The 12182-nt window shown below is 62.9% G+C and carries 13 protein-coding genes and 1 pseudogene; 10 read left to right on the forward strand and 4 right to left on the reverse strand.

Annotated features, from left to right (window positions below):
- Positions 1–43: 43 nt before the first annotated feature.
- The 3 genes and pseudogenes from ilvC to PW947_RS20135 form a co-directional block, all read right to left on the reverse strand.
- Positions 44–1060 carry a ketol-acid reductoisomerase gene (ilvC, locus tag PW947_RS20125; protein ID WP_299634130.1) on the reverse strand — a complete coding sequence of 339 codons (1017 nt, stop codon included), beginning with the start codon at positions 1058–1060 and terminating at the stop codon, positions 44–46.
- A 56-nt stretch (positions 1061–1116) separates the two neighbouring features.
- Positions 1117–1608 carry an acetolactate synthase small subunit gene (gene ilvN / locus PW947_RS20130; RefSeq protein WP_299634131.1) on the reverse strand — a complete coding sequence of 164 codons (492 nt, stop codon included), beginning with the start codon at positions 1606–1608 and terminating at the stop codon, positions 1117–1119.
- Between the two features lie 105 nt (positions 1609–1713).
- Positions 1714–3478: pseudogene (locus tag PW947_RS20135) on the reverse strand (acetolactate synthase 3 catalytic subunit).
- A gap of 351 nt (positions 3479–3829) precedes the next feature.
- Between PW947_RS20135 and PW947_RS20140 the strand changes: the two are divergent.
- From PW947_RS20140 to PW947_RS20185, 10 genes are all read left to right on the forward strand, one after another.
- Positions 3830–4393 (forward strand): RNA polymerase sigma factor, encoded by a 564-nt coding sequence (locus PW947_RS20140; protein WP_299634133.1) that lies wholly within the window; start codon positions 3830–3832, stop codon positions 4391–4393.
- Entirely contained in the window at positions 4390–4821 is a 432-nt protein-coding gene (locus PW947_RS20145; RefSeq protein ID WP_299634134.1) for a DUF3619 family protein, read from the forward strand. The genes PW947_RS20140 and PW947_RS20145 overlap by 4 nt, the downstream gene beginning before the upstream one ends.
- Before the next feature lie 16 nt (positions 4822–4837).
- Positions 4838–5584 carry a DUF3106 domain-containing protein gene (locus PW947_RS20150; RefSeq protein ID WP_299634135.1) on the forward strand — a complete coding sequence of 249 codons (747 nt, stop codon included), beginning with the start codon at positions 4838–4840 and terminating at the stop codon, positions 5582–5584.
- 262 nt (positions 5585–5846) lie between these two features.
- Positions 5847–6344 carry an RDD family protein gene (locus PW947_RS20155; protein ID WP_299634581.1) on the forward strand — a complete coding sequence of 166 codons (498 nt, stop codon included), beginning with the start codon at positions 5847–5849 and terminating at the stop codon, positions 6342–6344.
- A gap of 282 nt (positions 6345–6626) precedes the next feature.
- Positions 6627–7571, forward strand: coding sequence for a UDP-2,3-diacylglucosamine diphosphatase (locus tag PW947_RS20160; RefSeq protein ID WP_299634136.1), 945 nt, complete (start codon positions 6627–6629; stop codon positions 7569–7571).
- Between the two features lie 58 nt (positions 7572–7629).
- Positions 7630–8661: a glycosyltransferase family 1 protein gene (locus tag PW947_RS20165; RefSeq protein ID WP_299634137.1), complete on the forward strand. Its 1032-nt coding sequence runs from the start codon at positions 7630–7632 to the stop codon at positions 8659–8661.
- Entirely contained in the window at positions 8661–9320 is a 660-nt protein-coding gene (locus PW947_RS20170) for a diacylglycerol kinase (protein ID WP_299634138.1), read from the forward strand. Before PW947_RS20165 ends, PW947_RS20170 begins: the two co-directional genes overlap by 1 nt.
- A 251-nt stretch (positions 9321–9571) precedes the next feature.
- The gene (locus tag PW947_RS20175; protein ID WP_299634139.1) at positions 9572–10297 is read left to right on the forward strand and encodes a TetR/AcrR family transcriptional regulator; all 726 of its coding nucleotides are present in this window, start codon (positions 9572–9574) and stop codon (positions 10295–10297) included.
- A gap of 2 nt (positions 10298–10299) precedes the next feature.
- Positions 10300–10884 (forward strand): TIGR00730 family Rossman fold protein, encoded by a 585-nt coding sequence (locus PW947_RS20180; RefSeq protein ID WP_299634140.1) that lies wholly within the window; start codon positions 10300–10302, stop codon positions 10882–10884.
- A 28-nt stretch (positions 10885–10912) separates the two neighbouring features.
- Positions 10913–11659: an SDR family oxidoreductase gene (locus PW947_RS20185; RefSeq protein WP_299634141.1), complete on the forward strand. Its 747-nt coding sequence runs from the start codon at positions 10913–10915 to the stop codon at positions 11657–11659.
- Positions 11660–11735: 76 nt separating this feature from the next.
- On the opposite strand, the gene PW947_RS20190 is transcribed toward PW947_RS20185, so the two are convergent.
- Entirely contained in the window at positions 11736–12155 is a 420-nt protein-coding gene (locus PW947_RS20190; protein ID WP_299634142.1) for a group II truncated hemoglobin, read from the reverse strand.
- Positions 12156–12182: the final 27 nt, after the last annotated feature.

The raw sequence follows: 12182 nt of genomic DNA on the forward strand, positions 1-12182 counted from the left end.
GTGCGCTGCAATGCAGCGCAACCGAACAATCGTCACGAAGCGCTTAGTTCTTCGATTGATCGACCAGCTTGTTCTTCGCGATCCAGGGCATCATCGCGCGCAGCTTCGAACCGACCTGTTCGATCTGGTGCTCGGCCGTCAGACGGCGGCGCGATTGCAGCGTCGGTGCGCCGGCCTTGTTTTCGAGAATGAAGCTCTTCGCGTACTCGCCGGTCTGGATGTCGGTCAGCACGGCCTTCATCGCCTTCTTCGTTTCAGCCGTCACGATACGCGGACCCGTCACGTACTCGCCGTATTCGGCGTTGTTCGAGATCGAGTAGTTCATGTTCGCGATGCCGCCTTCGTAGATCAGGTCGACGATCAGCTTCAGTTCGTGCAGGCATTCGAAGTACGCCATTTCCGGCGCGTAGCCCGCTTCCACCAGCGTTTCGAAGCCAGCCTTGATCAGGTCGACCGTACCGCCGCACAGAACAGCCTGTTCGCCGAACAGGTCGGTTTCCGTTTCTTCGCGGAAGTTGGTTTCGATGATGCCGGCACGGCCGCCGCCGTTTGCCGCTGCGTACGACAGCGCGATGTCACGTGCTGCGCCCGACTTGTCTTGCGCGACAGCGATCAGGTGCGGCACGCCGCCACCTTGCGAGTACGTACCGCGAACCGTGTGGCCCGGTGCCTTCGGCGCGATCATGATCACGTCGAGGTCGGCACGCGGAATCACCTGACCGTAGTGCACGTTGAAGCCGTGCGCGAATGCCAGCGCTGCGCCTTGCTTGGCGTTAGCGTGCACTTCCTTCGCATAGACTTCGGCGATCTGCTCGTCCGGCAGCAGCATCATCACGACGTCCGCGCCCTTGACGGCTTCTGCCACTTCCTTGACTTGCAGGCCGGCGTTCTCGGCCTTGCTCCACGATGCGCCACCCTTACGCAGACCGACCGTCACCTTCACGCCGCTTTCGCTCAGGTTCAGTGCGTGTGCATGGCCTTGCGAGCCGTAGCCGATGATGGTGACTTGCTTGCCCTTGATGAGGGAGAGGTCGGCGTCCTTGTCGTAGAAAACTTTCATGTCTGTTCCTTGGCGAAAATCAGTAAATTCGGATACTTCAGATGGAGTGCGTGGCGTCAAACTTTCAGGATGCGTTCGCCGCGGCCGATGCCCGAGCCGCCCGTGCGGACCGTTTCGAGAATCGCAGTGGCGTCGAGCCCTTCGATGAAGGCGTCGAGCTTCTCGCTCGCGCCCGTCAGTTCGATCGTGTAGGTCTTTTCGGTGACGTCGATGATGCGACCGCGGAAAATATCCGACATGCGCTTCATCTCCTCACGTTCCTTGCCGACCGCTCGTACCTTGATCAACATCAGCTCACGTTCGATGTGGGCGCCCTCTGTCAGGTCGACCACTTTCACCACCTCGATCAGGCGGTTCAGATGCTTCGTGATCTGTTCGATCACGTCGTCCGAGCCAATGGAAACGATGGTCATGCGCGACAGCGAATGGTCTTCGGTCGGCGCCACCGTCAAGGTTTCAATGTTGTAGCCGCGTGCCGAGAAAAGACCGACCACGCGCGACAGCGCGCCCGGTTCGTTTTCCAGCAGGACGGAAATGATGTGTCTCATGTTTCGCTTCTTCCAGATGTTGATGTATGCGAGCCGTGTGCGCCGCTCCGCGCGCAGGCGCTTTTCGTGAAAGCGCGCGCTACGGAGCCGGCAAAGACACAGTCGTTATAGATCTTCCGAACCGAGGAGCATCTCGCTGATGCCCTTGCCGGCCTGAACCATCGGCCAGACGTTTTCGGTCGGATCGGTCTGAAAGTCGAGAAACACCGTGCGATCCTTCAGGCGCAGCGCTTCCTTCAGCGCCGGCTCGACGTCCGCGGTTCTTTCGATGCGCATGCCGACGTGGCCGTAAGCCTCGGCGAGCTTCACGAAGTCAGGCAACGCGTCCATATACGAACTGGAGTAGCGCTTGCTGTATTCGATCTGCTGCCACTGGCGAACCATGCCCAGATAGCGGTTGTTCAGCGAAATGATCTTGACCGGCGTGTCGTACTGCTTGCACGTCGACAGTTCCTGGATGCACATCTGGATCGAGCCTTCGCCCGTGATGCACAGCACGTCGTCGTCCGGGTGCGCCATCTTCACGCCCATCGCGGCCGGCAGGCCGAAGCCCATCGTTCCGAGGCCGCCGGAGTTGATCCAGCGACGCGGCTTGTTGAAGCGGTAGAACTGCGCGGCCCACATCTGATGCTGACCGACGTCGGAACACACGAAGGCATTGCCATCCGTCAGTTCCCACGCCTTTTCCACCACGTATTGCGGCTTAATGATGTCGCTCTTGCGGTCGAATTTCAGGCAGTCTTTCGAGCGCCATGCTTCGATGTCTTTCCACCAGTCGGCAAGCGCCGCGGTGTCCGGACCGTGTTCGGCGGTCTGCAAGCTGTTCGATCAGTTCCTTCAGCACTTCCTTCACGTCGCCGACGATCGGAATGTCGACCTTGACGCGCTTGGAAATGGAGGAGGGATCGATGTCGATATGGATGATCTTGCGCGGCACCGACGAAAAATGCGCTGGGTCGCCGATCACACGGTCGTCGAAGCGCGCACCGATGGCGATCAGCACATCGCAGTGCTGCATGGCCATGTTGGCTTCGTACGTGCCGTGCATGCCGAGCATGCCGAGGAATTTCTTGTCGCTCGCGCGATAACCGCCCAGACCCATCAGCGTGTTCGTGACGGGATAACCGAGCAGGTCGGCGAACTGGTTCAGCTCGCGCGCCGCGTCGGCGAGGATGATGCCGCCGCCGGTATAGATATACGGACGCTTCGCGCCGAGCAGCAGGCTCACGGCCTTGCGGATCTGGCCCGAATGGCCCTTCGTCACCGGATTGTACGAACGCAGCGTGACCGACTTGATCGCCTCATATTGGCAAGGCGCCTTCGACACGTCTTTCGGAATGTCGATCAGCACCGGGCCGGGACGACCGGTACGGGCAATGTAAAACGCTTTCTTGACGGTAGCGGCGAGGTCGCGCACATCTTTCACGAGGAAGTTGTGCTTCACGCAAGGACGCGTGATGCCGACCGTATCGCACTCCTGAAACGCATCCTGACCGATCGCGGCAGTGGGCACCTGCCCGCTGATCACGACCATCGGGATCGAATCCATGTACGCGGTGGCGATGCCCGTCACCGCATTGGTGACGCCGGGGCCGGAGGTCACGAGACAGACGCCGACCTTGCCGGTCGAGCGTGCGTATGCGTCGGCGGCGTGAACCGCAGCCTGTTCGTGGCGAACGAGCACGTGCTGGAACTTGTCCTGCTTGTAGAGCTCGTCGTAGATGTAGAGTACCGAGCCGCCGGGATAACCCCAGATAAAGTCGACACCTTCGTCGGCCAAAGCGCGCATGAGCACGGTGGCGCCGATAGAGTCAGCTTCGTGTTGAGGCGTAGTTTCCGACGTGGAGAATTCCGCGCTGGGCATATTCATTATTCACCTTTCGAATTTTCGGCAAAAAATTGATCGGGTGCTCTCTGCCGGGCTTGTGGCTCGGGTTCAAGCGGCGCGTCCAGTTGACAGGTGAGCTTCTTGGGCCACACCTCAATTGAGACAAGTCACTTATGTTGCGAACCAGCGACGATATACGCAGAATTCTGTGCGGTCAAGCCGAGATTGGCGCTCCGTCCTGCCCCCCGTCCCGATAAAGTCCGCACGTTTGTTAGCGAGATGAAAGCCTCGGCCGGGTTTCGCCCCGCTGCGACAAAAGTTTGTTAGCATTCGCGGGTTTTACGACATTTTTCGACCCATTACGCGCACGCTCGCTGCGCCGACCCCACACGGATGGCATCAGACAAGGAACTCGCCGATTTTCTGGCGGGCGTCGAAAGACGCGCGTTCAAGCAAGCGGTCTACGCCGTGCGGGATGACGACTCCGCGCTCGACATCGTGCAGGACGCGATGATTAAACTCGCCGAAAAATATGGCGACCGTCCAGCAGCCGAGCTACCACTTTTGTTTCAGCGTATTCTCCAGAATGCGACGCACGACTTCTTTCGCAGGCAGAAAGTGCGCAACACCTGGGTCACGCTGTTTTCGTCGCTCAATCATGGCGATGACGACGAATTCGACCCGCTCGAGACCTTCGAGGCCGAGCAGGGCTCGACTGGCGCCGAGAGCAGCGAACAGCGGCTCGAACGCGAACAGGTCCTGATGGTGATCGACGAAGAGATCCAAAAATTGCCGGCACGTCAACGGGAGGCGTTTCTCATGCGTTACTGGGAAGATATGGATGTCGCCGAGACTGCCGCCGCGATGGGCTGCTCCGAAGGCAGTGTGAAGACGCACTGCTCGCGAGCCACGCATTCGCTGGCGCACGCGCTCAAGGCCAAAGGAATCACGCTATGAGCACCGCCCTCGAAACAAAAGAACTCGAGTTCGCCCGCCAGGTGCGCCGCGCGCTCGACGAAACCGTCGCCAGTGTCCCGCCTGCAGCCGTCGACCGGCTCGCAGCCGCGCGCCGCGCTGCACTCGCGCGCAAGAAACCCGAGCCGGTCGCCGTGCCCGTTTTCGTCCCGGCTTTTGCCGGCGCGGGCGCCGCTGCCGGACTGTCCCAACCCGTCGAGCCGCAGCGCCGCCGTTCGCCGTTGCGCCGCCTCGCATTCGCCTGGCCGCTCGCCGCGCTGGTCATCAGCCTGATCGGGATCGCTTACTGGGAAGACCAGCAACGCACCGCCGAACTCGCCGATATCGACGCCGCGATGCTGAGCGACGATCTGCCGCTGAATGCCTACCTTGACCACGGCTTCAACGCGTATCTTTCGCGCGCGCACTGAGCGGGAGACCCGACGGGTGAGTTACAAGCGCGGCCTCGCCGTTGTGTTCGGATGCGCGATCGCCGCGCTGGTGTCGTTCGCCGCCACCTATCCGCGCTTCTATCCGGATGCGTCGGTGCCGGCTGCGCGTAACGCGCTCGTGACCGGCAAGAGCGCGACGCCCGCGCTCGCCGACTCGCTGCCCAGCCTTCCCAGCAATACCGATCCGCTGTCGTGGGCGCGGCTGTCCGTGGCCGAACATGCGGCGCTCGCGCCGTTCGAAACCCAATGGGACGCCTTCAGCGCCGAACGCAAGCGCAAGTGGATGAAGATCGCCGCCCGTTATCCGAAGATGTCGCCGGAAGCGCAAAAGCGGCTTCACGAGCGGATGGCCGAATGGGTCCGGATGACGCCGGATCAACGCCGCGTCGCGCGTGAGAATTACCAGGTTTCGAAGGAATTGCCGCGCGAAGCCCGTCAGAACGCGTGGAAAGCGTACCAGGAACTGTCGCCGGAACAGAAGGAGCGACTGGCCGCGAGCGAACACAAACGTCGCCCGACCGTCGTCAGCGCGCCGCCCACCGGCAAAAGCGAAATCAAGGGCATCGACCGTCTCGTCGACGCGCGCGAACACGGCGCGAGCAGCGTCGCGGCGACCGGCAACGCGGCTTTCGCCGTCGCGCCGTCGGGTGCCGCAGCGATTCCGAATGCGGCGAGCATCGTGCCGGCCCAGCCGCTGCCGGTGTCGCCGTCGGATGCGCCGTCGATTTTCAACGGTTCGTAGGCCGCGCGGTCGGAGCGGTTGAGCGGCCGTGCCTGCGCTGCCTCCAGCCGCGCCTTCTCACGCCGCACAACCCACCGCACGCAGCGCCGTTGCCTAAGGGTTCAACCGGTTCCAGATCCGCCGACGCTCGGCTAAGATCGTTCGCGCAATCTTCCCGCATCGCCCGTCGCACAATCGTCCCTTAACGCTCACGCCGAGGCGCCCGACCGTGTCCCGTCCGATCACGACTTCCGGCCTGCCCGAGACCGCCGCCGCATCCGGCATGTCCGGCACACCCGCCGCCGCGCCGACGCCCACCGTCCGCCGACGCCTCGCGACGATGCTCTACGAAGGCGTGATCCTGTTCGGTGTCGTGTTTATCGCCGGATATCTTTTCAGCACGCTCACCCAGCAGCGCAACGGACTCACGCATCACAACCTGCTCGCCGGATGGATCGCACTGGTGGTCGGCGTGTACTTCGTCTGGTTCTGGACCCACAGCGGCCAGACCTTGCCGATGAAAACCTGGCGTCTGCGGATCGTGACGGCCGATGGCGCACCGGTGTCGGCGCGCCGCGCCGCCGTGCGCTACGTGCTCGCGTGGCTGTGGTTCCTGCCGCCGCTCGCGCTGCATCCGCTGCTCGGCCTGACGGTGCCGCACACGCTGCTGCTCGCAGCCGCGTGGTTCGCGGCGTGGGCCGCAGCCGCGTTTCTGGATCGTCACCGCCAGTTCCCGCACGACCGCATCGCCGGCACCCGCATCGTCACGGTCACGCAGTGACGTAGCCGACAGCGTCACACCAACCGCGCACACCCGCCGCCGCCCCGCAACACCGCCCCGCCCACGCAAGAAACCGTAAGTCTGTCGTTGCGCCGCCACAGTTCCGGCACGCCGCGCGGCCCGTCCGCTCGCCCGTTCCCGCCTGGCCTTGTCCGGCCTGGGCCACGCCCGCGCGCATGCGCCGGAAACGCGTCGATCGCGTAATAAGAACGCCTTGTGACTGTCACGGCCCAGTCACGCGCGAATGGCGCAATACGCACACCGAAACCCGACGCGTGAGTCATGGCCCCGAAAACGTCAGCGACTTCCCTGTTCCGACAGACCGGCCCGAGCGTCGACTCCGTGGCCTTCCAGCCCGATACGACGTTCGGCGGCACGAGTCTGCCTCGGCCGCCCGCCCCCGCCGTCCCGCTCGACGATGCGCACGATCATCAAGACGATCACGACGCGCCGCAACGCTACCGGACTATCTGGCTATCCGACATCCATCTGGGATCGAGCGGTTGCCAGGCGCCGTATCTGCTCGACTTCCTGCGTCACAACGATTCCGAATACCTGTATCTGGTCGGCGACATCATCGACGGATGGCAGTTGAAGAAGGGCTGGTACTGGCCGCAGGCGCATAACGACGTCGTGCAGAAAATCCTGCGCAAGGCACGCAAAGGCACCCAGGTCGTCTATGTGCCGGGCAATCACGACGAAGGCGCGCGGCAGTTCTGCGACCTCGCGTTCGGCGACATCCACGTGCGCGGCGAGGCGTTCCACACCACGCTCACCGGACAGCGGATGTGGATCGTCCACGGCGATCTGTTCGACGGCGTGATCCAGCACGCGAAGTGGCTCGCCTATCTGGGCGACTCGCTGTACACGCTGATCCTGATGCTCAACCGCTGGTTCAACCGGATTCGCAACAAACTCGGTTTTCCGTACTGGTCGCTGTCGCAATACCTGAAGCATCAGGTGAAGAACGCGGTCAACTTCATCTCGAAGTTCGAAACCGTGATGACCGACGAAGCGCGCCGCCGCGGCTGCGACGGCGTCGTCTGCGGCCATATCCACAAGGCCGAAATCCGCGACATCGACGGCGTGCTGTATTGCAACGACGGCGACTGGGTCGAAAGCCTGTCCGCGCTCGTGGAAACCTACGAAGGCGAACTCAAGATCATCTACTGGACCGTGATGCGTTCGCCGGAAGCCAGTGAGCACAAGGCGCGCGCCACCGCCTGACCGTCTCTTCATACGTCGCCCACCGCGTCGTCCCCACCACTTCAATGGGCCAATACCGATGAAGATCATGATCGTCACCGATGCATGGGAACCGCAGGTCAACGGCGTCGTTCGCACGCTGAAGAACACCACGCGCGAGCTGATCGCGCTCGGCCATCAGGTCGAGTTGCTGACGCCGCTCGAATTCAAAACGATTCCGTGCCCGACCTATCCGGAAATCCGTCTGTCGCTGCTGCCGCGCCGCAAGCTCAACCGGCGTATCGACGAATTCGCGCCCGACGCGCTGCATATCGCCACCGAAGGCCCGCTCGGCCTCGCCGCGCGCGCCTATGCGATCCGTCACAAGCTGCCGTTCACGACCGCGTATCACACGCGCTTTCCTGAATACGTGCAGGCGCGCTTCGGCATTCCGCTCGCCGCCACGTACAAATTCCTGCACTGGTTTCACAAGGCTTCGCTGGCGGTGATGGCGCCCACGCCGGTCGTCAAGCACGATCTCGAACAGTTCGGCTTCACCAACGTCGTGCTGTGGTCGCGCGGCGTCGATCTCGACATATTCCATCCGATGGAGTCGAAGGTGCTGAACACCGCGCGGCCGATCTTCCTGTACGTGGGCCGCGTCGCCGTCGAAAAGAACGTCGAGGCGTTCCTGAAGCTCGATCTGCCCGGCTCGAAGTGGGTCGCGGGCGAAGGCCCGGCGCTCGCGGAACTCAAGTCGCGCTATCCGGCCGTCAATTATCTCGGCGTGCTGTCGCAGGCTGAACTGGCGAAAGTCTATGCCGCCGCCGACGTGTTCGTGTTCCCGAGCCGCACCGATACGTTCGGCCTCGTGCTGCTCGAAGCGCTCGCGTGCGGCACGCCGGTCGCGGCGTATCCGGTGACGGGCCCGATCGATGTGCTCGAAGGCGGAACAGCGGGCGCGATGGACGAAGACTTGCGCGAAGCCTGTCTGAACGCGCTGAAGATCGATCGTGCGGAAGCGCGCGCGTGGGCCGAACGCTTCTCGTGGGCGGCCGCTTCGGCGCAGTTCGCCGCGCATCTGAAACCGCTGCCGCGCGCGTCGTTCAGCGAAGAAAGGGCGGCGGCGTGATGCGTCCGGCCGAACAGCTTCGCCGTCAAGCGAGCCCGTTGCGACGCGTGCCGGCCTCGCCTGCCACCGACGCCGATCGTGAGGCCAGCGCCGACGCGCTGGCCGACAACGATCCGCATCCCGCCGATCCCGCGCACGCACGCGGCGCGCGCCATCCCGCCGGATCGGCGCAAGCCGGCGAACCGGACGGCAGCGACGACCCGACCGACACCGCCGGCGAACCGCTCGGCCCCGACGACCCGCTCGCGCCGTTGCCGTTCAATCCGTACAAGGGCAATCGCGGCCTGACCCGCGCGTGGCACGCGATGAAAAACTCGCTGGCGGGGTTTGTCGTCGCGATTCGCGAAGAGAGCGCGTTCCGTCAGGAACTCACGCTCGCGGCGATCCTGCTGCCGTGCGGCCTGTTCGTGCCGGTCGAACCGGTCGCGCGGGTGTTGCTGCTCGGCTCGGTGCTGCTGGTGCTGATCGTCGAATTGCTGAATTCGAGCGTCGAAGCCGCGATCGACCGCATTTCGCTCGAACGCCACGAACTGTCGCGGCGCGCGAAAGACCTCGGCAGTGCGGCTGTGATGGTCGCGCTCGGCGTGTGCGTAATGACTTGGGCGCTGCTGGTCGGCCCGATGCTCTGGCACTGGATTACCGGCTGGATCGCGCACTGAACAGGTGCGTAACACGCGGCGTCGCGCGCTGGATGCGTCGCCCGACCCGACAGACAACCCGACAACCGGATCGGGTTGCATCCGCTTACACGAAGAAAATCCCGACAGCCCTGACAGAGCGTCTGATCATAAGAACGCTCGGTTTATAATCGAACGATAGCTTCGACATAAATCAACACAGTCCGGGAGGGACGCGACCACGGCATATCGCCGAGCGCGTCGGCCCGGCGAAACCAGGGCTGGACGACGCAATGGAAGCCAAACCTCCCCGCCGCACCCGAGAACGGATTCTCGAACTGTCGTTGAAGCTCTTCAACGAGATTGGCGAACCGAACGTCACCACGACGACCATCGCCGAGGAAATGGAAATCAGTCCAGGCAACCTGTACTACCACTTCCGCAACAAAGACGACATCATCAACAGCATCTTCAGTCAGTTCGAGCAGGAGATCGAGAAGCGCCTGCGCTTCCCCGACGACCATCGCGCGACCATCGACGAAATGTGGGCGTATTTGCAGTACATGGTGGATTTCACCTGGCGCTATCGCTTTTTGTATCGTGACCTGAACGACCTGCTGGCGCGCAACCGCACGCTCGAAACGCACTTCAAGCAGATCATCAGCCACAAGGTGCGCTTTGGCAGCCAGTTCTGCGAACAACTCGTCGCCGACGGCGAAATGGTCGCGACGCCCGACGAAATTCACGTGATCGCCACCAACATCGGCGTGATCGCGACGTACTGGCTGTCGTATCAGTTCGTGATGAATCCGCGCAAATACAACGAGCAGGAAGCGATCCGCGCGGAACTGCATCAGGTCAGCGTGCAGATCGTGTCGTTGATGGCGCCGTATCTGCGTGGCCGTTCGCGCGAACTGTTCGACGACCTCGTGTCGGGCAAGCATCCGAAGCGCGAGTTCTACGACTATCTGCCGCCGAAGGAAGGCGCCGCGCCCCGCAACGAATCCAAGGACGTTTGACGATGAAGTCGGTGTGTGTGTATTGCGGCTCCTCGAGCGGAGCCCGGCCCGTGTATGCGGAAGCGGCGCGCGCGTTCGGTCTCGCGCTGGTCGCGGCGGACCTGACGCTGGTGTACGGCGGCGGCAAGGTCGGCCTGATGGGCATCATCGCCGATACCGTGATGGCCGCGGGCGGCCGTGTGGTCGGCGTGATTCCGGAATTACTGGTGAGCAAGGAAGTCGGCCACGACGGCCTGTCGGAATTGCATGTGGTCGCCGACATGCATCAGCGCAAGAAAATGATGGCCGATCTGTCCGACGCGTTCGTCGCGATGCCCGGCGGCGCAGGCACGCTCGAAGAACTGTTCGAGGTGTTCACGTGGGCGCAGCTCGGCTATCACCAGAAGCCGGTCGCGTTGCTGAATATCGAAGGCTTCTACGATCCGCTGATCCAGATGCTCTCGCATACGGTCGAAGAAGGCTTTATGCGCGCGACGTATCTGGACATGCTGCAAGCCGACGCCGAACCGGCCGGACTGATCGACAAGCTGCGCCTCTACCAGGCGCCCGCTGCGGACAAATGGGCAGTGAACCGCGACGCAGTCTGATCTTCCCATTTTCCAAGGACACACCCGCATGTCGAAAGTCGTTCTGATTACCGGCGCGAGTCGTGGTATCGGCCGCGCTACCGCGCGTCTGCTCGGCGCGCAAGGCTGGGCTGTCGGCGTCAACTATGCAACCAACCAGGCCGCTGCACGCGAAACGGTCGATGAAGTCGAGCGCGCCGGCGGACGGGCCGTGGCGATCAAAGGCAATGTCGCGGACGAAAAGTCGGTGATCAAGATGTTCGATACCGTCGAAAACGCGCTGGGCAAAATCGACGGGTTCGTCAACAACGCGGGCATCGTCGCGGCGTCGATGCCGCTCGCGGAGATGGACGCGGCGCGCCTGAAGCGGATGTTCGATATCAACGTGTACGGCGCGTATCTGTGCGCACGCGAAGCGGCGCGGCGGATGTCGACGGATCGCGGCGGCGCGGGCGGATCGATCGTGAATGTGTCGTCGGCGGCGTCGCGGTTGGGCTCGCCGAACGAATACGTCGATTACGCCGGTTCCAAAGGCGCGGTCGATACGATGACGATCGGCCTCGCCAAAGAACTCGGTCCGCGCGGCATTCGCGTGAATGCGGTGCGCCCGGGTCTGATCGAAACGGAAATTCACGCGAGCGGCGGTCAGCCGGACCGTGCGGCGCGTCTCGGTTCGCAAACGCCGCTCGGGCGTCCGGGCCATGCGAAGGAAGTCGCCGAAGCGATCGTCTGGTTGTTGAGCGACGCGGCTTCGTATGTGAACGGCACGCTGCTCGACGTCAGCGGCGGACGCTGATCGCAACGCGTTTCGACCGGTTTTGCTGTTTTAGCCGCTGAAACAGCGGCTAAAACGCGCTGTCCCCACCGTGTCTTCAACCCGGACGATTACGCATCCAGTCCGCGGTTTCAAAAAACGACGTCAGCAGACGCTCGCGCAGCGCGTCGTCGAGACCGATGTCTTCCATCGCCCACGCCATCGCACGCAGCCACTGGTCACGCTCGCTCGATGCGATCGCGAACGGCATATGCCGCGCCCGCAAACGCGGATGACCGAAGCGGCTGATGTAGTGATCCGGGCCGCCCATCCAGCCGCACAAAAACCAGAACGTCTTGTCGCGCGAATTTTCGAGCGTCTCCGGATGCAACGCGCGAATGCCCGCGAATTCCGGCTCCAGGTCCATCAGGTCGTAGAAACGATCGACCAGCTCGCGCACCCGCGCTTCGCCGCCGACCAGTTCGAATGCCGTGGTCTGGGTCGGCGTTTGCGTGGTGTCTTCGGTTGAATCTGTCATACCTGTCACAACTGTAGAACGAAAAAG

This window comes from Paraburkholderia sp. (assembly GCF_028283785.1).
Taxonomy (GTDB): domain Bacteria; phylum Pseudomonadota; class Gammaproteobacteria; order Burkholderiales; family Burkholderiaceae; genus Paraburkholderia.

Excerpts from the sequence above, each read along its gene's own strand:
- PW947_RS20175 (WP_299634139.1), top strand. The coding sequence starts at position 9,572 with ATGGAAGCCAAACCTCCCCGCCGCACCCGAGAACGGATTCTCGAACTG.
- PW947_RS20185 (WP_299634141.1), top strand. The coding sequence starts at position 10,913 with ATGTCGAAAGTCGTTCTGATTACCGGCGCGAGTCGTGGTATCGGCCGC.
- PW947_RS20160 (WP_299634136.1), top strand. The coding sequence starts at position 6,627 with ATGGCCCCGAAAACGTCAGCGACTTCCCTGTTCCGACAGACCGGCCCG.
- ilvC (WP_299634130.1), bottom strand. The coding sequence starts at position 1,060 with ATGAAAGTTTTCTACGACAAGGACGCCGACCTCTCCCTCATCAAGGGC.
- PW947_RS20180 (WP_299634140.1), top strand. The coding sequence starts at position 10,300 with ATGAAGTCGGTGTGTGTGTATTGCGGCTCCTCGAGCGGAGCCCGGCCC.
- PW947_RS20170 (WP_299634138.1), top strand. The coding sequence starts at position 8,661 with ATGCGTCCGGCCGAACAGCTTCGCCGTCAAGCGAGCCCGTTGCGACGC.
- PW947_RS20165 (WP_299634137.1), top strand. The coding sequence starts at position 7,630 with ATGAAGATCATGATCGTCACCGATGCATGGGAACCGCAGGTCAACGGC.
- PW947_RS20155 (WP_299634581.1), top strand. The coding sequence starts at position 5,847 with ATGTCCGGCACACCCGCCGCCGCGCCGACGCCCACCGTCCGCCGACGC.
- PW947_RS20145 (WP_299634134.1), top strand. The coding sequence starts at position 4,390 with ATGAGCACCGCCCTCGAAACAAAAGAACTCGAGTTCGCCCGCCAGGTG.
- PW947_RS20140 (WP_299634133.1), top strand. The coding sequence starts at position 3,830 with ATGGCATCAGACAAGGAACTCGCCGATTTTCTGGCGGGCGTCGAAAGA.
- PW947_RS20190 (WP_299634142.1), bottom strand. The coding sequence starts at position 12,155 with ATGACAGATTCAACCGAAGACACCACGCAAACGCCGACCCAGACCACG.
- ilvN (WP_299634131.1), bottom strand. The coding sequence starts at position 1,608 with ATGAGACACATCATTTCCGTCCTGCTGGAAAACGAACCGGGCGCGCTG.